Below are 20,932 nucleotides of genomic sequence, written 5' to 3'. Positions count from 1 at the left end.
CGCTGCTGAATCACGGGCGGGCGCGGGGGTCGACGCGTTCGATGGGGGCGTTGCGAACCACCTCGCGCCCCACCTCGGCCGCGTGCTGGACGAAGCCCGGACCGTCCCAGTCCGGCGGCCAGCCGTGCCACAGGCGGAGGCGGCCGTCGACGACCACTGCGGTGATCTGGTCGCGGTTGGCCAGGCGCACGAGTTCCCAGGGCAGGTCCCAGGACGGTGTGAGCTCCGGGACGCCGAGGTCGACGAGGAGGAAGTCCGCGGCCTTGCCCGTCGCGATCTCCCCGGTGTGCTCGCCCAGCCCGACCGCCTCGGCGCTGCGCGCGGTCGCGTGCTCCAGCCACCGCTCGCCCGCACCGGCGACGGTGTCCCCGTTGCGCAGGCCGGTGGTGAGCAGCTGCGCCGTTTCCGCCGCGTCGACCATGCGGAAGCCGTCACCGCGGGTGCCGTCGGTGCCCATCCCGAAGCGCACGTCCAGCGCTGCCATCGTGTTCGCAGGTGCCACCGAGTTGCCCTTCCACGCGCTGGCGACCGGGTTGTAGCTGATCGCCGTGCCGGTGTCGGAGAGCAGCCGCAGCTCCTCCGCGGACAGCAGCGTGGTGTGCGCGCCGAGCGTCTGCGGTCCGAGCGCGTCGATGCTGTGCAGGTACTCCAGGGGGCGCAGCTCGTGGCTCCGCAGCGAGCGCTCGACGGCGGCCAGGTGCTCGTTGAGGTGGATCTGGAAGACCGCGTCCGCTTCGGCGCACAGCTTCGCCGTCCGGGTGATCACCTCGGCGGTGGCATCACCGGGAACGGGGATCGCCAGGGAGGGGTGCACCAGCCGGTCGGACTCCCAGCGGGCCAGGTGCTCCGGCCCGCCGGAGCCGTCCGAGCACACTTCGCCGAGCACGCACCGCACCCCGGTGTCGCGCACGGCGTCGGCCAACACCCCCACGTCCACCGGTGCGCGCGTCCCGGCATCGGCGACGGTGGTGAAGCCGCCGCGCAGGGCTTCGAGAGCTGCGAGTTTCGTGGACGTGTAGGCGGTCTCCTCGTCGAGGGCGTGCTCCAGCGGCTCCCAGATCGGTTTGAAGACCTCGGAGGGCTGGCCGAAGGACTGCGCCTTGCCGAAGCTCTGCGTGAGGTGGTGGTGAGCGTCCACGAAACCGGGCATGAGCAGTTGTCCGGGCAGCTGCACCGGTTCGGCGCCGTACTGCCCGGCGAGTCGGTGCGCGGGGCCGATGTCGCGGAACGCACCGTCGGCCACGAGCACGGCTTGATCACGTGCCGGACCGCTCGGCAGCAGCACGAGCTCGGGAACGAGCAGCAGGGGGTCCGCGCGGAACAGCTCGGGGCCGGGTTGGGCGCTCGCCGTTCCGGCTCCGGTGGTGCCCAGCAGTCCGGTGCCCGCAGCGGTCACGCCCATGCCGACGAGGAACCTCCGCCGGGCCACGTTCGCGCCGTCCTCCGCTGGAGTCGGCGTTGTGCCGTGCTGTTCACGCGCCGGTTCGCCGTCGGATCCGTCGGTCAACCTGACCTCCTCGGTTCGGTGGTGACCGGGTCGGGTTGCAAGCTAAACCGCCGTGATCGTTCCGGACAATCGGCGTTCAGCACGAATGAGCCGTGCCGCGGGCGGTGTCGCGTTGGACGTTCCTCCAACGCCGGGCGTTCACCGGCGAGCCGTGCGCTTGTCGGCATGCGGCATCACGTCAGGCGTGCCGCACCGGCAGCCGTGCCGCACCGGCAGGCGTGCCGCACCGGCAGGCGTGCCGCACCGGCAGCCGTGCCGCACCGGCAGGCGTGCCGCACCGGCAGGCGTGCCGCACCGGCAGCCGTGCCGCACCGGCAGGCGTGCCGCACCGGCAGGCGTGCCGCACCGGCAGGCGGCGTCACCGGCAGGCGGGGGCACTGCGGTCGTACGAGGAGATCAGCCATCCGCCGTCGTCCTGTCGGTCGAGGCCGAAGCTGCCGAGTTCGGGGCCGCCGCCGCTGCGCACGCGGCAGCCGTAGACCACGGCTTCCGGTTCGGCGACCTCCACCGCGTTCTCCTGCAGCGAGGGGTTGGCGTACTGGCCGCCGTTGGTGACCTGCGCGTGCAGCTGCCGTGCGGCGCTGGTGCAGTCCTGCGCGCCGTGTTCGCTGGCGAAGGCGGCCTTGCCGGAGGGGCTGAACAGCAGGCAGGTGTGTTCCGGCTGCTCCCCGCGGAGGTAGTTGTACACGCCCTGGACAGCCCGTTGCGGGTTGGTGGAGGTGATGGGCACCGAGTCCGGCGGCACGCCCCCGCCGGTGCCGCCGCCTCCGCCGGAGCCGTTCGAGCCGGTGAGGACGTGTTGCAGCATCGGTGGCACGAGCAGGACCAGCAGGGCCAGATACACCAGGCGGCGAACGAACTTGAACCGGAACAGCCGCAGGAGGCGCTTCCACCACGGGGTGCGCGGTGTCGTGGCCGGTGGCCCCGCCGGAGGCGCCGTCGCCAGGTCGCCGGGCTGGCCGCCCTGTTCGCGCTGCCAGCGCTTGAACCGCTGGAACTCGAGGAACTCCTGGTACTGCCGGTACTCCTCGTCCTCGGTCGCGGCGGACTCGGCGACCGGCGGGCGCGCACCGGTGGCCGGTGTGGAGGCCGTGTCCGCGGGCTCGTGCGCTGGTTCGACGAGTTCGGCCTCGACGGGTTCGGCGGGTTCGATCCCACCGTTGTCCGCCGGGCGCGGCGCGGGGCGGTGTTCGTTCGGGTCGGCCACACCGATCATGATGCCGCCCACCGGGCTCGTGGTCACCAGTGCCCGAGCGGCGCTGCGTGTTGCGGACCGCGCCGAGCGTCGACCCCGGTGCGGGGCCGGCTGCGCGGTGGGCGTACGCTGGGACGCGATTCCAGCCGATGACCGCTGGTCTTTCCCCGCGCCGGGTCCCGGTCGCAGGGGAAACGAAGGTCCCGTGAGAGACGGGCGGCCCGCGCAGGAGGAACGTGGCGATCAGACCGAGATGTGCTGATGACGCCCCGTGCTCTCGCTGCGCCGGGGCGTTTTGTCGTCTCCGGGCCCGACTGACGGACGACAGTCGGAAAGGGAGAAAGGAGGCGACATGGCGAAGCCCGAGAAGGTCGCGGCGGTGGACGAGATCGCCGAGCACTTCAACGAGTCGACCGCCGCGGTCATCACCGAGTACCGCGGGTTGACCACGGCGCAGCTGGCACAGCTGCGGCGCACTCTCGGTGACGAGGCGACCTACCGCGTCAGCAAGAACACGCTGACGAAGCGTGCCGCCGCGCAGTCCGGTATCGAGGGTCTGGACGAGCTGCTCACCGGTCCGACCGCGATCGCCTTCATCCGGGGCGAGCCGGTGGACGCGGCGAAGGCGCTGCGTGAATTCGCCAAGGCCAACCAGGCGCTGGTGATCAAGGGCGGTTACATGGACGGCCGCCCGCTGTCCGTGTCCGAGGTCGAGCGGATCGCCGACCTGGACTCGCGCGAGGCCACGCTGGGCAAGCTGGCCGGTGCGATGAAGGGCAAGCTCAACCAGGCGGCGACCATGTTCTCCGAGCCCGCCGCGCAGATCGCGCGTCTGTCCGGTGCGCTCAAGGACAAGCAGGAATCCTGAGTCCGCTGCGGCGAACTCGAGCGTCGCGGACCCCGGCGGATACCGGTTCCGCCATCCGCACATCCGGCCACTGCCCGTGCGCGGGCACTGATCGAAAGGAACGCCACCATGGCCAAGCTGAGCAACGACGAGCTGCTCGACGCGTTCAAGGAAATGACCCTCCTCGAGCTCTCCGAGTTCGTCAAGCAGTTCGAGGAAACCTTCGACGTCAGCGCCCAGGCCCCGGTCGCGGCGGCCGCCCCGGCCGCCGGCGCTGCCGAGGCCGAGGAAGAGGAAGAGCAGGACGAGTTCGACGTCATCCTCGACGGTGCCGGTGACAAGAAGATCCAGGTCATCAAGATCGTGCGCGAGATCGTCTCCGGCCTGGGCCTGAAGGAGGCCAAGGAGATGGTCGAGGAAGCGCCGAAGCCGGTGCTGGAGAAGGTCGACAAGGAGAAGGCCGACGACGCCAAGGCCAAGCTGGAAGAGGCCGGCGGTCAGGTCACCCTGAAGTGAGTCGACTCGTTCCGGGCTGACGCATTCGTCGGCGCAGAACGCGCGGTGGGCACCTCCCTTTTGCGGGGGTGCCCACTTTTTTGTCGGTACGCGTCGTTGCCTCCCCTCCCGCGCTGCGCGGTGTTTTCGGTGCGCACCAGCGCTATTCCCGCATTCCGGGAAATCGTTCGGACAATGCCGGCCGGATCTTGTGAACTCGCCAGTAACTTCCGCGCGCCGCACTCGTTGCACAGGTGTGACGCGAGAAACCTTCGGTTAGCCGGGTCACATTTGGCAGGCTGCGTGTTCCGGGGCTGGTCCCGGTTGCCGCGAAGCGAGGGGAGTGGAGGTCCGGATGGGCGTCGAGGTGGCCGTCGATGGGCTGTCCAAGTCTTTCGGCTCGCAGACCATCTGGCGGGATGTCTCCCTGAGCCTCCCCCCTGGTGAGATCAGCGTGCTGCTCGGCCCGTCGGGAACGGGGAAGTCGGTCTTCCTCAAGGCGCTGGTGGGACTGCTCAGGCCCGAGGAGGGGCAGGTGCTCATCAACGGCACCGATGTCTGCACCTGCTCGGAAAGCGAGCTCTACGAGATCCGCAAGCTTTTCGGCGTCCTGTTCCAGGACGGCGCGCTGTTCGGGTCGATGAACCTCTTTGACAACATCGCTTTTCCGCTGCGCGAGCACACCAAGAAGAGCGAAAGCGAAATTCGGAACATCGTCGGCGAGAAGATGGACATGGTCGGTCTCGTCGGATCCGAGGACAAACTGCCGGGCGAAATTTCCGGCGGCATGAAGAAGCGCGCCGGGCTGGCGCGCGCCCTGGTGCTCAACCCGGAGATCATCCTCTTCGACGAGCCGGACTCGGGGCTGGACCCGGTGCGGACGGCGTACCTCAACCAGCTGATCGTCGACCTGAACGCGCAGGTCGACGCCACGTTCCTGATCGTCACGCACGACATCAACACCGCTCGGACGGTCCCGGACAACATCGGCATGCTGTTCCGGCGCCACCTCGTCATGTTCGGTCCGCGGGAGGTCCTGCTGACCTCGACGGAGCCGGTGGTCGAGCAGTTCCTCAACGGCCGCCGGGCGGGCCCGATCGGGATGAGCGAGGAGAAGGACACCGGGCAGATGGCCGCGGAGATGGCCGAGCTCGGCAACGACGACGAGGGCCTGCCGCAGATCATCCCGCAGCTGAGCGTCTCGGCCGGGGTGCCCGACCGCGCGGCCGTGCTGCGCCGCAAGGACCGCGTGATGCGGGGGTTGGGCACGCTGGATCCGGCCGCGCAGCAGGAGATCCTCAACACGCTCACGCCGGACGAGCGCGCTCGCTACGGCGTCGACGGCCGCCAGCACGCGCAGGCTCCCGCGCCGCAGGGCCCGGCCGGTGCGCACTCGCTCGAGCCCCGGCCGGAAGCCGGCGGGCAGCCGCCGCAGCAGGCCCAGCCGCAGGGTCAGCACGCGCTGGGGCGGTGGCCGGCGTCCTCCGAAGCACCGACCACTCCGGGCCAGCAGCCCGCCGCCACGCACGAGGCGTGGTCGGGATCGCTGGATGCTCCAGCGGTGGCGCAGGTTCCGCAGCAGGACGCCGGTCCGCCCCCTGCCGGCGGCCCGCCGCCCCCGGGGAGCGGGGGTCAGCAGGACCCGGCCGGTGCGGAGCCGACTCCGCCGCCGTGGACGGTCGGCCACGACTCCGCGGACGAGCAGCAGCCGGCGCGGCGGCGCTGGTTCGGTCGGAAGCGGGGGGATGCCCGGTGAGCCGCCCCGCAGGAGCAGGCATGCCGGGTGCAGGGGCCGTCCGGGAGACCGGGCGGCTGTTCGCGCTCGCGCTCGAGGTGGGGCGGAACCTGCCCAAACGGCCTTTCCAGCTGCGCGAGTTCGTCCAGCAGTGCTGGTTCATCGCGAGCGTGACGATCCTGCCGACAGCGCTGGTCTCCATCCCGTTCGGGGCGGTCATCGCGATGCAGCTCGGCTCGCTGACCCAGCAGATCGGTGCCCAGTCGTTCACCGGTGCGGCCAGCGTGCTGGCGATCATCCAGCAGGCCAGTCCGATCGTCACCGCGCTGCTCATCGCCGGCGCGGGCGGTTCCGCGGTCTGCGCGGACCTGGGATCGCGCAAGATCCGCGAGGAGATCGACGCGATGGAGGTGCTGGGCGTGTCGGCGATCCAGCGCCTCGTGGTGCCGCGGGTGCTGGCGGCGATGCTCGTCGCCGTACTACTCAACGGCATGGTTTCGGTCGTCGGCGTGCTCGGCGGCTACTTCTTCAACGTGATCATGCAGGACGGCACGCCCGGCGCCTACATGGCGAGCTTCAACGCGCTGGCGCAGCTGCCGGACCTGTGGATCGGCGAGGTGAAGGCCCTGATGTTCGGGTTCCTGGCGGGAGTCGTCGCCGCCTACCGCGGATTGAACCCGCCGCCCGGCCCGAAGGGCGTCGGGGATGCGGTGAACCAGTCGGTGGTGATCACCTTCCTGCTGCTGTTCGCGGTGAACTTCATTCTGACGACGGTCTATTTGCAGCTCGTGCCGCCGAAGGGCATGTGACGGCGAGGGAACGCGGACATGGTGACGATCTCCCAACGCGCACGACGCGCGTTCCGGCGACCGCTGGAGACGTTGGACGACCTGGGCGACCAGATGTCGTTCTACGTCCGCACCCTGGTGTGGGTGCCGAAGGCGCTCTTGCGCTACCTCAGGGAAACGCTGCGGCTGCTGGCCGAGGTGAGCTTCGGCAGCGGGGCGCTCGCCGTCATCGGCGGCACGGTCGGCGTGATGGTCGGCATGACGGTCTTCACCGGCACGGTCGTCGGCATGCAGGGCTACGCGGCCCTGGACCAGCTGGGCACCTCGGCCTTCTCCGGCTTCGTCTCGGCCTACTTCAACACGCGTGAAATCGCGCCGCTGGTGGCGGGTTTGGCCCTGTCGGCCACCGTCGGGTCCGGGTTCACCGCGCAGCTGGGCGCGATGCGCATCTCCGACGAGATCGACGCACTGGAAGTCATGGGCGTGCCGAGCCTGCCGTACCTGGTGACCACGCGCGTGATCGCGGGCTTCGTCGCGGTGATTCCGCTGTACGTGCTGGGACTGCTGACCTCGTACGTGGCGGCGCGCGCGATCACGGTGTTCGGTTACGGCCAGTCGGCCGGCACCTACGACCACTACTTCAACCTGTTCCTCCCGCCCGAGGACGTCCTCTGGTCGTTCGGGAAAGTGCTCATCTTCAGCGTGGTGGTGATCATGACGCACTGCTACTACGGCTACCGCGCCAGCGGCGGCCCGGCCGGTGTCGGTGTCGCGGTCGGGCGCGCGGTCCGCACGGCGATCGTGACGACCGCACTGCTGGACTTCTTCCTCAGCCTCGCTATCTGGGGCACCACGACGACGGTTCGGATCACGGGATGAGCAGGCAGACGGTGGGAACCACGGTGCGACGCCGGTTGCTCGGCGTCGCCTTGCTGATGTGCGTGGTGCTGTTCGTGACGATGACGCTCGCGTTCTACAACCGCGCGTTCGAGTCCACTGTGGATGTCGTGCTGAAGGCGCAGCGGACGGCCAACCAGCTGCTGCCGCAAGCGGACGTCAAGGTGCGCGGGATGATCGTCGGCCGCGTCGAGAAGATCGAACCGACCTCCAGCGGTGCGGACGTGCACCTGGCGGTCGAACCGGAGCACGCCGACGAGGTGCCGAGCAACGTCTCGGGCCAGCTGCTGCCGCAGACCCTGTTCGGCGAGCGCTACGTCTCCTTGCAGCTGCCGCAGCAGGCCTCCACCGACCCGCTGCACAGCGGCCAGACCATCCGGCAGGACATCAGCCCCGCCGGGATCGAGCTGGAACGGGTGCTGTCCAACACGTTGCCGCTGCTGCAGGCGGTCCAGCCCGACGACCTCGCGGCCACGCTCAACGCCGTGAACCGGGCGCTGGACGGGCGCGGTGAGCAGATCGGGCAGACGATCACCCAGCTCAACGACTACCTGTCCGAACTGAACCCCTCGGTGCCGAAACTGCAGCAGAACCTCCGCGAACTCGTCGGTGTGGCGCGCACTTACGAGCAGGCGGCGCCGGACGTGGTGCAGGCGCTGGACAACTTCAGCACCACGGCGCGGACGGTCGTGGAGCAGAAGGAGAACCTCCAGGACCTGACCGGTCAGCTGACCACGACCTCGCAGGACGCCACGTCGTTCCTGCAGGAGAACGGCGACACGATGGTCCGCCTCGGCGACGAGGCGCGGCCGACGCTGGACGTGCTGTCCAAGTACTCCTCGCAGTTCCCGTGCTTCCTCGGCGAGATGGCCGACTACGTGCCGCGGATCCGCAAGGCCTTCGGCGAGGGCACCGACGAGCCCGGCCTGCACATCAAGCTGGAAGTCGTCCCGCACCGCGGCAAGTACGAGCCGAACCAGGACGAGCCGGAGTTCAACGACAAGCGCGGTCCGCGCTGCTACAACCTGGTGCCGCTGCCGGAGCCGATGCCCGAGTACCCGCCGGGCGGCCCGTTCAAGGACGGGTCGGAACCGCCGCCCCCGTCCAAGCCCATCCAGGACGGCGTGTACCCGCCGGGCGGTGTGGAGCCGTTCATCCCGCCGGGCGCGGAAGAGCAGGGCGCGTCCACGGCGCCGGCGAGCACCCAGCCCAGTTCCGCCGGCCTCGGCACGCAGAACTCGCCGCGGGAGGCCGAATGGATGTCCTCAGTGGTCGCGCCCAACCTCGGCCGGCCCGCCGGTGACGTGCCCGGGTGGAGCTCGCTGCTGGTCGGCCCGGTGCTGCGGGGAGCGGAGGTGAGCTACGAATGAACGGTCGTTCGATCGCCGCCCCGCTGACCAAGTTCCTCGTGTTCGTGCTGGTCACCCTGCTCGCCATGGGGGTGCTCGTGATGACCATCGCGAACCAGACCTTCGGCAGCTCGCAGAGCTACAGCGCGCGGTTCACCGACGTCACCGGGCTCAACGAGGGCGACGACATCCGCATCAGCGGGGTGAAGGTCGGTCAGGTCGACAGCATCGAGGTCGTCGACCGCCGCTACGCCGAAGTGGACTTCAGCGTGCACGAGCGCCGGCTGCCCGACTCGGTGACCGCGACGATGAAGTACCGGAACCTGGTGGGGCAGCGCTACATCGCGCTGGAGCAGGGCGCCGGTGACCCCAACCAGTACCTGCCGGCAGGTGCGACGATCCCGCTGCAGCGCACCAAACCCGCCCTCGACCTGACGGTGATGCTCGGCGGGTTCAAGCCGCTGTTCCGCGCGCTGTCGCCGGAGGACGTCAACAAGCTCTCGCACCAGATCATCCAGGTGCTGCAGGGCGAGGGCGGCACAGTGGAAAGCCTGCTGACGCACATCGCCTCGCTGACCACCGCGATCGCGAAGAAGGACCAGGTGGTCGGGCAGGTGATCGACAACCTCAACGGGGTGCTGGGCACGGTCAACCGCCGGGACGAGGAGCTTTCCGCGACGATCGGCCAGTTGCAGAAGCTCACCTCGGGCCTCGCGCAGGACCGGCAGTCCATCGGTGAGGCGGTCACGGCCATGGACGGGCTCACGAACACCACCGCCGACCTGGCCGAGCGCTCCCGCCCGGGCCTGAAGGAGAGCATCGGCGGACTCAAGGACACCGCGTCCAACCTCAACCAGCACGAGGAAACCACCGAGCGCGTGCTGCAGAACATGCCGGACAAGCTCAACACCCTCGGCAGGACCGCCTCCTACGGTTCGTGGTTCAACTTCTACCTGTGCCAGGCGGAAGGGACCGTCGGCGTGGGCGAGGCCGAGATCCCGCTGCCCGTGCTGCCGAATACCCAGCCGAGGTGCCAGCGATGAAGCCGTTCACGCAACGCAACCCGTTCACCATCGGCCTGGCCGGGCTGGTCGTGCTGGTGCTGGCTTTCCTGCTGGCCATGAACTTCGAGCGACTGCCGGTGGTCGGCGGCAAGTCGTACTCGGCCGAGTTCAGCGAAGCCGCCGGACTGGCCTCGGGCAACGAGGTCCGCGTCGCGGGCGTGCGCGTCGGCGAGGTCACCGATGTGGAGCTCGCCGGCGACCGGGTGCGGGTCGACTTCCGGGTCAGCGACACCTGGCTCGGCGACCGCACCGCTGCGGCGATCAAGGTCAAAACCCTGCTCGGGCAGAAGTTCCTGTCGCTGGACCCGAAGGGTTCGCGCGAGATGACCGCGGCGGATCCGATCCCGTTGCAGCGCACCATGGCCCCGTACGACGTCATGGAGGCGTTCAGCGACCTGTCCACCACAGTGGACAAAGTCGACACGGACCAGTTGGCGCGCAGCTTCCGCACCATGTCCGAGACGTTCGCCGGCACACCGGACGACGTCAGCGGCGCACTGGACGGCCTCACGCAGCTGTCGCAGACCATCGCCAAACGCGACGCGAAGCTCAAGGAACTGCTCAGCAACACCGAGCAGCTGTCGAAGACCGTCGCCGACCGCAACGCCGAGTTCGAGCGGCTGCTGCAGGACGGCAACCTGCTGCTGGAGGAGATCCGCAACCGGCGCGACTCGGTGCACTCGCTGCTGCAAGGCACGCGTGAGCTCTCGCAGCAGCTGAGCGCGCTGATCGACGAGAACAACGAGCAGATCGCCCCGGCGCTGGAGCAGCTCGACCGCGTGACGAAGATGCTGCAGCGCAACCAGGACAACCTGGACCGCAGCCTGGAGAAGTTCGCGCCGTTCACCCGCCTGTTCGCGAACGTGCTGGGCAACGGACGGTGGTTCGACACCTACATCTGCGGTTTGCTGCCGCCTGCCGTCGGTCCGATCAACGAGAAGGGCTGTCAACCATGAGCAGCGTGTCTCCGCGGCTGTCCAGGCCGGCGTGGGTGAGCCTGCTGGCGCTCGCCCTCGTCGTGCTGCTGGCGGCGACGGTGGCCGGGTGGTGGCTGTTCTTCGGCGCCACGCAGCGGAAAGTCACCGCCTACTTCGACGCGGCGATCGGTGTCTACCCGGGCGGCGACGTGCGCGTGCTCGGTGTCCCGATCGGGTCCATTTCGGACGTGACCCCGCAGGGCGAACGCGTGCGCGTGGAGATGGACATCGACCGGGACGTGGCGCTGCCGGCCGAGGCGAGTGCGGTCGTCGTGGCGCCCACCGTCGTCAGCGACCGGTACGTGCAGCTCGCGCCGACCTACTCGGGCGGGCCGGAGCTCTCGGATGGCGCGGTGATCCCGCCCGAGCGCACGGCGACACCGGTGGAGCTCGACCAGGTCTACAACAGCCTCAACGAGATCACGAAGACGCTCGGGCCCGAAGGCGCGAACTCGCAGGGGGACCTGAGCAAGCTGCTGGACACCGCCGCGGAGAACCTGGACGGCAACGGACGCAAACTCGCCACGACGCTGCGGCACCTCGGCGAGCTGGGCGGAACGTTGCAGGGCAGCAGCGAGGAGTTGTTCGCCACCGTCGACAACCTGCAGAAGTTCAGTTCCATGCTGCGCGCCAACGACGACCAGGTGCGGCGATTCAACTCGCAACTGCAGGAGGTCGGCTCGTTGCTGGCCGACGAGCGGAACAACCTCACGGCCTCCATGGCGGAGCTGACGATCGCGCTGGAGAAGGTCGACTCGTTCCTCAAGAACAACCGCGAACACCTCAAGTCCAATGTGGACCAGTTGAACGCGGTGGCGAAGACGCTAGTCGAACAGCGCGCCGCGCTGGACGAGTCGCTGACCAACGCCCCGCTGGCGCTGAACAACCTCACGAACTCCTACAACGGCGCCTCCGGAACGCTGGACACGCGTGCGGTGATCAACGAGCTCAACCAGCCTCCGCTGGCGGCGGTGTGCAAGCTGCTCAGCCAACGTGCCCCGGCCGACGTGCCGGGACAGGTGTCGCAGCAGTGCGACGCACTGGCCGGCCGGGGTGACACCCGCAAACCCGAAGGCACGCCCGCCGAGATCATCAATTCCGCGCAGAACGGTGAGCTGCCGCCGCTGCCGCTGCTCGGCGGAGCGCAGAACGGGCAGAGCTCCGGAGGTGGCCGATGAGCGCGCACTTCCCGCGAACCGAAGCCCGCACGAGCGCCGGTGGCGGACGCCGCCTCCGGATGATCGGTGTCCTGCTGCTGGTGATGACCGTGTTCGGCGGCTGCGGATTCCGCGGCGTCTACGAGATGCCGCTGCCCGGCGGCGCGGACCTGGGCGATGACCCGTACGAGGTGCGGATCCAGTTCCGGGACGTGCTCGACCTCGTGCCGAACTCGGGTGTGCGCGTGAACAACGTGCCCGTCGGCCGCGTGTCGGACATCAGGCTGGCCGAGGATTCGTGGCTGGCCGAAGTCACGGTGCAGCTCAACGGCGATGTGGACCTGCCGGCCAACGCCGTAGCCCAGCTGCGGCAGTCCAGCCTGCTCGGGGAGAAGTACGTCGACCTGAGCGCCCCGGCGAAACCGGAAGCACCGCGGGGCGAACTCCGCGGCGGTGCGCTCGTCCCGGTCGAACGCACCGACCGCAGCCCCGAGGTGGAGGAAGTGCTGGGCGCGCTGTCCATGCTGCTCAACGGCGGCGGAGTGGCTCAGCTGCAGAACATCACCCGCGAACTCAACACCGCGCTGGACGGGCGGGAAGCCGACGCGCGGGAACTGCTGAACAACATCGACGAGCTGGTCACCCGGCTGGATGCCCAGCGCGACGACATCACGCGGGCGCTGGACAGCGTCAACCGGCTCAGCGCCGAGCTCAACGCGCAGCGCCAGAGCATCGACAAGGCGCTCACCGAGATCGAACCGGGCCTGCGCGTGCTCAACCAGCAGCGCGAGCAGCTGACGACCATGCTGCGCTCGCTCGACGAACTGTCCGGAGTGGCCACCGATGTGGTCGAGCGGGGCGGTGACGACCTGGTGCACAACCTCAACCAGCTCGCTCCGACCGTGCGGAAGCTCGCCGAATCCGGCAGTGCCCTGCCGAAGTCCTTCGAGGTGTTGGCCACCTTCCCGTTCCCGGACAACGCCGTCGAAGGGATCAAGGGAAGCGACTACGTGAACCTGTACGCGGACGCGGACCTCAACCTCACCCGCATCATGAACAACCTGGGGCGCTCGCAGCAGCCGTTGCTGCGCACGCCCGACCTGCCCCTGCCGCTGGGGCAGCGGCCAGGAGACCCGCCGGTGGGGCAGTCCGAACAGGACGGAGGCGGGCAGACCCCGACGCGGCCCGCCCCGACGCCGAGCGACCAGCCGCCGAGCGACCAGCCGCAGCCCTCGGAGCAACCCGAGGACGGCGGTGACGGCGGGAACGACGACGGCGGCCTGCTCGGTGGGCTCTTCGGAGGTAACTGATGCTGACGCGCAAAGTCCGCCTGCGAGTGCTCGCGTTCGTGATCATCGCCCTGCTCGGCGTGGGCTACACCGGCTTCACCTACGCCGGCCTGGACAAGGCCCTGTGGGCGCGCGGTTATGACGTGACCGTGAAACTCGCCAGCACCGGCGGAATCTTCGAGAACGCGGAAGTCACCTACCGCGGTGTGCCCGTCGGGCGGGTCGGCGAGCTGCGCCTGAGCCGGGAGGGCATCGCCGTGCCGCTGAACATCGAGTCGGACGCGCCGCGCATCCCGCGCGACGTGCGGGCCGTGGTGGCCAACCGCTCGGCCGTCGGCGAGCAGTACGTCGACCTGCGACCGCAGACCGACCGGGGGCCGTACCTCTCCGACGGGGCGGTGATCGAGGAGAAGCGCACCAGCACACCGCTGCCGGTGCAGAACCTGATGATGAACCTGAACTCGTTCGCCGAGTCGGTTCCGCAGGACTCGCTGCGCACCGTGGTCTCCGAGCTCGGCACCGCCTTCCGCGGGAACGGCCAGCACTTGCAGACCGTTTTGGACACCACCAGCGAGTTCACCGCCGAGGCGCAGCAGCACCTGCCGCAGACGAAGCAGCTGCTCGATGACGGCCAGACCGTGCTGGCCACGCAGAACGAGCAGGCCCCGGCGATCAAGTCGTTCAGCAGTGACCTCGAGGCGTTGACGGCCGAGCTGAAGGAGTCCGATCCGGACCTTCGGGGTCTGGTGGAGCAATCCCCCGAAACCGCCCGCCAAGTCAGCGGATTCCTCGACGAGCAGGAACAACTCGGCCCGCTGATGCGAAATCTGACCGGTACGTCCGAGGTGCTGGCGAACAACAACGACGGCATCGAGCAGATCATGACGCTGTACCCGGCGATCGTGGCGGCTTCCAACAGCGTCGTACCAGGTGACGGCAAAGCGCACTTCGGACTTGCGCTCAACGTCTTCGATCCGTTGCCATGCACGGCCGGATACGAGGAGACTCCGAAACGCGCCGGCGACGAGATGGCGCCGCTGCCGCTGAACACCGAGGCGCACTGCGCCGAACCGCGGGGAAGCGACACGTCGGTGCGCGGGGCGCAGAACGCGCCGTGAGGCACAGCACGAGACACGACACCAGGTCGTTGATGGGAGTGGTCATGTCCGGCGAGAATTCCGCGCCGCGCCGGCGAACCGGGGCGCTGGTGGTGACGTCGCTGTGCGGACTCAGCCTGGTGGCCTGCGCGGGCACCGGAATCGCGTGGGCCGTCAGCGCTCACGACTCCGAAGTGCAGCGCGCACAAGTGCGCGACGAAGCTCTGCAGGCGGGGCAAGCGGCGGTGGCGAACTTCAACAGCCTCGACCACCGGAAGCTCCAGCAGGGCTTGGACCGCTGGGAGCAGAGCTCCACCGGTGCGTTGCACCAGGAAGTCCAGCAGGGGCGGCAGCAGTACGCCGAGCAGATCAAGCAGCGCAAGAGCATCACCGAGGCGAAGGTCCTCGACGCGGGGCTGACCGAGCTCGACGAGCAGTCCGGCAAGGCCAGGATGATCACGGTGGTGCAGGTGACGGTGCGGGCGGAGAGACAGCAGCCGAGCACGCAGCGGCACCGCTACGCGGCGCAGCTCAGCCGCGACGGCGAGGACTGGAAACTCGCCCGGATCTCCCAGGTGCCCAACGGGGCCCAGGAACCGAACGAGTCCCAGCAGAACGGCGGGCAGCAGAACGGCGGGCAGCAGAACGGCGGGCAGCAGAACGGTTCCGGGGGCGGATCCGGCCAGGGACCGGGCGCGTCCGGGCAGTGACGCGCCGCAGCACCTCGACCAACCGCGCAAGGAGCGAACGCAGTGTCCACGAACCGTCACAACCGTCCGCGCGGCTCCGCCGCCCGCCGCGTCGCCGGGACGCGGAACCGGCCCGCTGCGGACGACGCGCCCAGCGGCGCGAACACCACCGAGCACCCGGACGCCGGCAGTTCCGGCTCGGCCGCCGAGGAGTCGGCGGCTCAGGTCGGTGCGGGCGGTGCCGAAGCGGCACCGGAACCGCACTCGGAGGGGAGGGACGAGAACTCCTCCGGGGGTGCTGCTGACGGCACCGCCACTGATGAGGCTGCCACCGACGGCACCGCTAACGGTGGCATCGCCACCGGTGGCACCGCTACTGGTGGTGCCGCCACCGGGAATGCCGCTGCTGAGGGGGATGTCGCTGCTGAGGAGGGCGTCGCGGCCGGCTCCGGCGGAGCCGGGACGCCCGGAGCGGAGGCCGGTGCTGCCGCCGAGACGAGCAGCGCCACCGGCGCAGGCAGCGCAGGCAGCGCGGACAGCTCGGGCATCTCGGGCAGCTCGGGCGCGGACGGGGCCGCCGTCGGTTCCGGCGGATCCGACGGGGCCGGAAGAACGGAGGAAACCGCTGCCGGAACCGGCCGGCGGTTGGGCTCGGCCTCGGCCAAGCGGCGCAGCGTCCGCGCGGCGCGCCGCGGGACCGCGGGCCAGCACCGCAAACCGGAGTCCGAATCCGAGGGTGCGGGCACCGCTGAAGAACCCGCCCGCGCGGGCCGGCTCGCACGGGTGCGTGCGCGTCCCGTTCCCGTGCTCGCCGTGGTGACGGTGCTCGCCCTGGCATTCGCCGGCTGGTTCGGCTACGAGACCTACTCGCTGCGCTACAGCGGTGCCGCGGCCAACGCGGCGCTCACCGACGGTGCGGCCACCAGCGAGGTCAACGGGCAGATCACCAGCGCGGTGGAGAAGGTCCTCTCCTACGACCACAACAACGTCCAGGCCTCCGAGAAGGCTGCCGACCAGTTGCTCACCGGGTCCGCCGTGGACACGTACAACCAGCTGTTCGGCGTGGTCAAGGAGCAGGCCCCGAAGCAGCAGCTGGTGGTCACCACGAGCGTGCGGGAAAGCGCGGTGACACGTCTGGAAGGCGATCAGGCCGAAGTGCTCGTGTTCGTGGACCAGCGGTCGATGCGCGCCGAAACCGGGCAGAGCAACTCGGCGCCGGCCCAACTCAGCATCGGCGCGCACCGCGAAGGCGACACGTGGAAGATCAACCGCATCACCCTGCGCTGATCCGGTTCCCGCCGCGCTGGTCCGGCGTGCCGGGCGGGGTCCGTCGCCGGCCCCGCCCGGCACGCCCGCGCGGCCGCCTCACGTGCGCGCCAGGCGGTCGCTGATGAGCCGGTTCAGGCTGATGCCCTCCTCGGCCGCTTCGGCCGCCAGCCTGCGGTGCAGCGTCTTCGGGATGCGCACGTTGAACCGCCCCGAGAAGTGCTGGTCCGACAGCGGAACGGGCACCCGCTCACCTCCGCCGAGGAGGTCGGCCACGGCCTCGGCGGCGAGCTGCTCCATTCCGGCCAGCGCGTCCTGCGGCGTCACCGCGAGCCAGGACAGGGAAGGCAGTTCCAGGCAGGTCGCCACGTATTCGCCGTCCTCCGCGGACCAGGACACGCGGTAGGTGTAGTGTTCCGAGTTCACGTGCTGTGTCGTCATCGCTGCTGTCACTGCCGCCCCTCCAAACGGTCGATGGCCTTGAGGTGGACGCCGCATCGCGCTCACGATCGCGTCGATCTTGGCCACGCTACTGATGGTACCATTACTGGTGCCACTGCGCTAAGTAGGGCGTTCTGCGGTTTTGCGCGGAGTGGATCTGCACGCTGCTGGGCGTTGCGCACTCAGGTGTTTGCAAGTCCTTCCACCCGGCCACGGCCTCGGCGGCGAGCTGCTGCGGAACCGCGCCTACGGTCCGACGTGGACGAACGGGGCCCACTGGCTGGGCGCGTCCGGGTGCTCGTCGCGCAGGCGGCGGGACGCATCGTGCAGGGCGTAACTCGCGTGGTCCAGCTCGCCGCCGACGACCTCGCCGTACACGCCCTCCAACGCGGTGCACGCGTTGCGCTCCGCGGCCTCCCACAGCGATCCGAGCACGTGCGCGTACCCGGCGAAACCCAGGATCGCGGGCAGGCACACGGCCGCGGGGGACGGGACTTCCGCAGCGGTGGCGCAGTGGCCGAGCACGCACAGCTCGGCGGCTTCCAGCCGCACCTGTCCGATCTCCACGACGCCGAGCGAGGCCTCCGGTTCGCGGGAGAGCACCGATGCCGCCGCGGGCCGGCTCGGATACGCCGCGCTCCGCTCGCACACGTGCACCCAGCCGGCGCGCGGCAGCCGGCGCAGCACCTCGTCGGTGGAGGCGTCCGCGCCGAGCACCTCGGCCCCGGGCCAGTAGCGCGCGACCACCTGGTTGCGCGGCGGCAGTTCGCGCGCGGGGCCGCCGGCCGAGCCGGCCGCGACCAGCGCCGAGGTCTCCGCGGGCTGCTGTCCGCGGGTGCGTCGCAACGCGCCCAGCGTCGGCACGTACGAGGACACCACGCACTCCAGCGCGCTCGTGCCGTCCGCCGCGGTCGCCGCGTGCAGCGGCAGGTGCGCGGTGGAGCCGTGGGTGCACCACCACACGCGCGGCCAGCGCTGCCCGGAGCCGGGGCTGCGGTGATAGCCCATGCGTTCCAGCACGGGCCGCACCAGCTGCTCCCAGCTCCAGTGCAGGCATTCGCCCAGCCGCTGCTCGTCGCGGCGCAGGGCGGCGTCCAGCGCGGTGTGCGCCTGTTCGGTGACCGCCTCCGGCGACGCCCCGGGCAGCGGCACGGTCACCAGCCGACCGCCGAACACGATCAGCGCGTCCGAGCGGTACCGGCTGATGTTGGGCAGCACGATCGCGCCGTAGTCGGCCCCGGCCTGCGCGGCCGTGGTGGCCAGTTCGTCGAACGGGGCCGGGCGGAGGTGCTCGCTGTCGACGGTGCGGATGCGGCCGAGCAGCTCGTGCCAGGCGTCGGCGCTGCGCGTGCGGTCGTCGACGGGGGTGAGCACCGGTTCGGCGGTGGGGCGGTCGAGCAGGCGGCGCAGGCGCACCGCCTCGTCGGCGAGTTCGGGCTTTCCCCGGTGCAGCGCACCGAGTTCGCCGCCGGTCGGCAGGAAATCGGTGAGCACCGCGGTGCGCCCGTGCTCGAGCAGTTCGACGGCCCGCTGCGGCAGTCCGGCCTCGATCGTGCACGCCACGGCGTCGGCGGTGAGCAGAGCCCAGTCCCGCTGCACCTCGGGGGACGCGACGACGCGCTTGCCGCGCGGCACCAGCGGGAGCAGCTGCACCGCCTGGGAGAACGACTCGGCGGCATCGGACCAGCGTTGGGCGTCGGCGGCCAAGCGGGCCGCCGTCTCGGCCGCGCGCAGGCGCTGATCGGCCGGGGCGGTGGACTGCTCGGCGGCTTCGGTGAGGACCTTGCGCGCCCACCGGTAGTTTCGCCGCCGCCCGGAGCGCCGGTGCAGTTCGCGGAGGGCTTCGCCGAGCCGGAGGGCGACGTCGGCGCGCGCGGGCATGCCGTCGGGGATCCCGCCGAGGCCCTGGGCGAGGCGCTGGATCGCCCCGTCGAGATCGCCCTCGCGCCGGGTGAGCCGGTAGCGCCGCAGCGAGAGCTCACCGCGCACCGCGGTGTTCTGCGCGGCGACCGGGCTCGCGCCGTACCCCTCCGCGATCGTGTCCACCGCGAGGTGGCCGGCGACCTCGGCGGCGCGGTCCAGATCGGCCGTGCCGCCGGAGTGCTCGTGCCGGGTGACGAGGCTGCGGATGAGGGACAGCCGCACCGGGTCCGCCGCGGCGTCCGCGACGTGCCGCAGTGCTTCCTCCCCGGCGGTGACGGCGGTGTCCAGCGCGGCCGCGTCGGGTTGCTGCGCGTGCTGGCGGCGCGCCAGCGCGCCGTAGAGCGCGAGCACCGCCACCCGGTACGGGTCGTCGCCGCGCATGGTGTGCGCGGCGGAGGCGAGCGGGCGCAGCACCTGCTGCAGGAGTTGCGGTTCGCCCGTGGCGTCGACGTGGTCGAGAGCGCATTCGGCGAGGTGGCGTGCGGCCCTGCCGAGCAGGGGACCGCCCTCCGCGACGGCGGCCACCACGCCGAGGAGTTCGACGACGGCCGTGTGCAGGTCGGCCACGTCGCCGCTGACGTGGAAGCGCAACCGCAGCGCGCTGGCGAGGTAGCACTGCGCCCGGTGCCGCCCGGTTCCCTCGGGCAGGCTGCTCGCCCCGGTGCGCAGGTGGTGCACGCTCTCGTCCAGCGCCGCCGGGTCGCCGCTGCGCTGGGCGCGCCGGGTGAGTGCCGCGCCCAGGTTGACCAGCAGTTCCGGCGCCTCGCCCTCCGGGGCGTTGCGCGCGGCTTCCCGGAAGGCGTCGATGGACTCCTCGTCGGCGCCGTTGTCGCTGGCCACGCGGGCGTGCGTGCGCAGGCTGGTCGCCAGGCGCACCGCTGCCACGTGCCGCCGCGGATCACCGCGCGGGGTCAGCCGGGCGGTTTCCCGGGCGTGGGCCGCGGCCTGCGCGCTCGACTCCGCGCTGCGGCTGCGCGTGGCGTGCTCGATCAGCGCCAGCACGAGGTTGTTGCGGTAGAGCAGCAGGTCCTCGTCGGTGCGCGGGGCCGCGGTGACCGCCGAGCGGTAGTAGGCGATCGCGTCTTCCAGGTCGGCGACGTCCGCGCTGGTGGCGAAGGTGAGCTGGGCGGCGGTGCCGAGGTTGTTGAGCACCGAGGCGCGGGCCGGGTCGTGCTCGGCGAGCACGCCGGCGGTTGCGCGGAAGACCTCGGTCACCCAGGGCAGCGCGCTGAAGTCGCGCGTGCTGACGATCCGGTTCATCGCCGCGAGGGCGTCGGCGTAGCGCTGCTCGGGGGTGCGCCGCGGGTTCTCACCGGTCGTGGCCACCGGTGGCCGGTTGTCGGGTTGCCCGGCCCCGGGAGCGGGGGCCGTCCCGGTGCCGCGCGGTGCGGAGGCCGCGGGGTCCGCTGCCGGGGCCGCGGCCGGTGGAGTCGGTTCCGGCGGGGCGGGTTCGGGCGGCGTGGGCTCGGGCGGCGGAGTGCCGTCGACGTGTTCGCGGGAGAACCAACCGGGCGCGGAGCGCGTCTGCTCGGAGCGGACCTCGTGCCGCCCGCCGGACGAGCTCGCCGGTCTGGCGTCGTCGCTCATGGGTCGGTACTCCTGTGCACTGCGGTTACCGGCTGCGTCGCTCCCCCGACTGAACGACGGGTACACGCTACCGGGATGCGTCCCGTTTGTGGTGCCTTGTGCAGCAACCCGCACCGCGCCCCCTCCGAGCGCCCCGTCCGAGGAGCGGGACGCTGCGCGCGAACGCGGTGGTGCACCGGTTCCGGCGCGGGCGCTGCTGCAGCTGCGGTGACCGGAATCACTCCGCTCGGGCGGGCCGGGACCGCTCCGCTCGGGCGGGCCGGGGTCACTCCGCTCGGGCGGGCCGGGACCGCTCCGCTCGGGCGGGCCGGGGTCACTCCGCTCGGGCGGGAATGCCGCGAGGGCGGGAGGTGTTGCAAGAGTGCCGCACCGGCAACTGCTCCGTTGCCCCGATGGCGTGAAGCCCGATGTGGGGCACGCCATATGCGGTCCGATGTGTCCGGTTTTCGCGGCAGGGTCACCGCGGGGCGCGGCGGCGGTCGCGGCCGCCCGCGGCGGGCGTGCGCGCTGCCGGTGACAACCGAATGACCAGCGAATCCGTCGTGATCAGTCGAGCGGGGCAGCGACCGTGTCGTGCGCCACGAGGGTGATCGATGCGCGCTCCCTTGACTGTGGGCGGTCGCGGGTTC

Annotated in this window: 16 protein-coding genes and 1 pseudogene; 13 read left to right on the top strand and 4 right to left on the bottom strand. The window is 70.8% G+C overall.

The features are described 5' to 3' along the window. Window positions 1-10: 10 nt before the first annotated feature. Both ACVGV2_RS18645 and ACVGV2_RS18640 read right to left on the bottom strand, forming a co-directional pair. A complete protein-coding gene (locus tag ACVGV2_RS18645; protein ID WP_459166052.1) occupies window positions 11-1,402 on the bottom strand; it encodes an amidohydrolase family protein in 1,392 nt (463 codons plus the stop codon). A 463-nt stretch (window positions 1,403-1,865) separates the two neighbouring features. Continuing rightward, the gene (locus ACVGV2_RS18640) at window positions 1,866-2,714 is read right to left on the bottom strand and encodes a hypothetical protein (protein WP_459163639.1); all 849 of its coding nucleotides are present in this window, start codon (window positions 2,712-2,714) and stop codon (window positions 1,866-1,868) included. Between the two features lie 340 nt (window positions 2,715-3,054). Here ACVGV2_RS18640 and rplJ point away from each other — a divergent pair, with 340 nt between their 5' ends. The 13 genes and pseudogenes from rplJ to ACVGV2_RS18575 all read left to right on the top strand — a co-directional run bounded on the left by rplJ (window position 3,055) and on the right by ACVGV2_RS18575 (window position 16,373). Beyond that, window positions 3,055-3,570, top strand: coding sequence for a 50S ribosomal protein L10 (gene rplJ, locus ACVGV2_RS18635; RefSeq protein ID WP_459163638.1), 516 nt, complete (start codon window positions 3,055-3,057; stop codon window positions 3,568-3,570). Window positions 3,571-3,678: 108 nt separating this feature from the next. Next, window positions 3,679-4,065, top strand: coding sequence for a 50S ribosomal protein L7/L12 (gene rplL / locus ACVGV2_RS18630; RefSeq protein ID WP_459163637.1), 387 nt, complete (start codon window positions 3,679-3,681; stop codon window positions 4,063-4,065). A 334-nt stretch (window positions 4,066-4,399) separates the two neighbouring features. Next, window positions 4,400-5,569, top strand: a pseudogene (locus ACVGV2_RS18625) (ABC transporter ATP-binding protein); the annotation flags it as partial. A 251-nt stretch (window positions 5,570-5,820) separates the two neighbouring features. Then, window positions 5,821-6,588: an MlaE family ABC transporter permease gene (locus ACVGV2_RS18620; RefSeq protein ID WP_459163636.1), complete on the top strand. Its 768-nt coding sequence runs from the start codon at window positions 5,821-5,823 to the stop codon at window positions 6,586-6,588. Between the two features lie 18 nt (window positions 6,589-6,606). Beyond that, window positions 6,607-7,446 (top strand): MlaE family ABC transporter permease, encoded by an 840-nt coding sequence (locus tag ACVGV2_RS18615; RefSeq protein WP_459163635.1) that lies wholly within the window; start codon window positions 6,607-6,609, stop codon window positions 7,444-7,446. Then, entirely contained in the window at window positions 7,443-8,834 is a 1,392-nt protein-coding gene (locus ACVGV2_RS18610; protein WP_459163634.1) for an MCE family protein, read from the top strand. The genes ACVGV2_RS18615 and ACVGV2_RS18610 overlap by 4 nt, the downstream gene beginning before the upstream one ends. Then, on the top strand, window positions 8,831-9,856 hold the full coding sequence (locus ACVGV2_RS18605; RefSeq protein ID WP_459163633.1) for an MCE family protein: 1,026 nt from the start codon (window positions 8,831-8,833) through the stop codon (window positions 9,854-9,856). Before ACVGV2_RS18610 ends, ACVGV2_RS18605 begins: the two co-directional genes overlap by 4 nt. Beyond that, window positions 9,853-10,833 carry an MCE family protein gene (locus ACVGV2_RS18600; protein WP_459163632.1) on the top strand — a complete coding sequence of 327 codons (981 nt, stop codon included), beginning with the start codon at window positions 9,853-9,855 and terminating at the stop codon, window positions 10,831-10,833. Before ACVGV2_RS18605 ends, ACVGV2_RS18600 begins: the two co-directional genes overlap by 4 nt. Then, complete coding sequence (locus ACVGV2_RS18595; protein ID WP_459163631.1) at window positions 10,830-12,032, top strand: MCE family protein; 1,203 nt, start codon at window positions 10,830-10,832, stop codon at window positions 12,030-12,032. Before ACVGV2_RS18600 ends, ACVGV2_RS18595 begins: the two co-directional genes overlap by 4 nt. Next, on the top strand, window positions 12,029-13,321 hold the full coding sequence (locus ACVGV2_RS18590; protein WP_459163630.1) for an MCE family protein: 1,293 nt from the start codon (window positions 12,029-12,031) through the stop codon (window positions 13,319-13,321). Before ACVGV2_RS18595 ends, ACVGV2_RS18590 begins: the two co-directional genes overlap by 4 nt. Next, complete coding sequence (locus tag ACVGV2_RS18585; RefSeq protein ID WP_459163629.1) at window positions 13,321-14,418, top strand: MlaD family protein; 1,098 nt, start codon at window positions 13,321-13,323, stop codon at window positions 14,416-14,418. Before ACVGV2_RS18590 ends, ACVGV2_RS18585 begins: the two co-directional genes overlap by 1 nt. Window positions 14,419-14,462: 44 nt before the next feature. Next, window positions 14,463-15,107, top strand: coding sequence for a hypothetical protein (locus tag ACVGV2_RS18580; protein WP_459163628.1), 645 nt, complete (start codon window positions 14,463-14,465; stop codon window positions 15,105-15,107). A 42-nt stretch (window positions 15,108-15,149) separates the two neighbouring features. Continuing rightward, a complete protein-coding gene (locus ACVGV2_RS18575; RefSeq protein WP_459163627.1) occupies window positions 15,150-16,373 on the top strand; it encodes a hypothetical protein in 1,224 nt (407 codons plus the stop codon). Between the two features lie 78 nt (window positions 16,374-16,451). On the opposite strand, the gene ACVGV2_RS18570 is transcribed toward ACVGV2_RS18575, so the two are convergent. Next, complete coding sequence (locus ACVGV2_RS18570; protein WP_459163626.1) at window positions 16,452-16,793, bottom strand: type II toxin-antitoxin system HicB family antitoxin; 342 nt, start codon at window positions 16,791-16,793, stop codon at window positions 16,452-16,454. A gap of 246 nt (window positions 16,794-17,039) precedes the next feature. Beyond that, entirely contained in the window at window positions 17,040-20,303 is a 3,264-nt protein-coding gene (locus ACVGV2_RS18565; protein WP_459163625.1) for a CHAT domain-containing protein, read from the bottom strand. Window positions 20,304-20,932 lie beyond the last annotated feature (629 nt).

Source organism: Bounagaea algeriensis (assembly GCF_054491375.1).
Note: the sequence above shows the minus strand (reverse complement) of the source record. Positions and strands in the feature narration are given on the sequence as shown.

Bases quoted from the DNA above. Each gene is read 5' to 3' on its own strand.
- ACVGV2_RS18645 (WP_459166052.1), bottom strand. From the start codon at position 1,402: ATGGGCGTGACCGCTGCGGGCACCGGACTGCTGGGCACCACCGGAGCC.
- rplJ (WP_459163638.1), top strand. From the start codon at position 3,055: ATGGCGAAGCCCGAGAAGGTCGCGGCGGTGGACGAGATCGCCGAGCAC.
- rplL (WP_459163637.1), top strand. From the start codon at position 3,679: ATGGCCAAGCTGAGCAACGACGAGCTGCTCGACGCGTTCAAGGAAATG.
- ACVGV2_RS18620 (WP_459163636.1), top strand. From the start codon at position 5,821: ATGCCGGGTGCAGGGGCCGTCCGGGAGACCGGGCGGCTGTTCGCGCTC.
- ACVGV2_RS18615 (WP_459163635.1), top strand. From the start codon at position 6,607: ATGGTGACGATCTCCCAACGCGCACGACGCGCGTTCCGGCGACCGCTG.
- ACVGV2_RS18610 (WP_459163634.1), top strand. From the start codon at position 7,443: ATGAGCAGGCAGACGGTGGGAACCACGGTGCGACGCCGGTTGCTCGGC.
- ACVGV2_RS18605 (WP_459163633.1), top strand. From the start codon at position 8,831: ATGAACGGTCGTTCGATCGCCGCCCCGCTGACCAAGTTCCTCGTGTTC.
- ACVGV2_RS18600 (WP_459163632.1), top strand. From the start codon at position 9,853: ATGAAGCCGTTCACGCAACGCAACCCGTTCACCATCGGCCTGGCCGGG.
- ACVGV2_RS18595 (WP_459163631.1), top strand. From the start codon at position 10,830: ATGAGCAGCGTGTCTCCGCGGCTGTCCAGGCCGGCGTGGGTGAGCCTG.
- ACVGV2_RS18590 (WP_459163630.1), top strand. From the start codon at position 12,029: ATGAGCGCGCACTTCCCGCGAACCGAAGCCCGCACGAGCGCCGGTGGC.
- ACVGV2_RS18585 (WP_459163629.1), top strand. From the start codon at position 13,321: ATGCTGACGCGCAAAGTCCGCCTGCGAGTGCTCGCGTTCGTGATCATC.
- ACVGV2_RS18580 (WP_459163628.1), top strand. From the start codon at position 14,463: ATGTCCGGCGAGAATTCCGCGCCGCGCCGGCGAACCGGGGCGCTGGTG.
- ACVGV2_RS18570 (WP_459163626.1), bottom strand. From the start codon at position 16,793: ATGACGACACAGCACGTGAACTCGGAACACTACACCTACCGCGTGTCC.
- ACVGV2_RS18565 (WP_459163625.1), bottom strand. From the start codon at position 20,303: ATGAGCGACGACGCCAGACCGGCGAGCTCGTCCGGCGGGCGGCACGAG.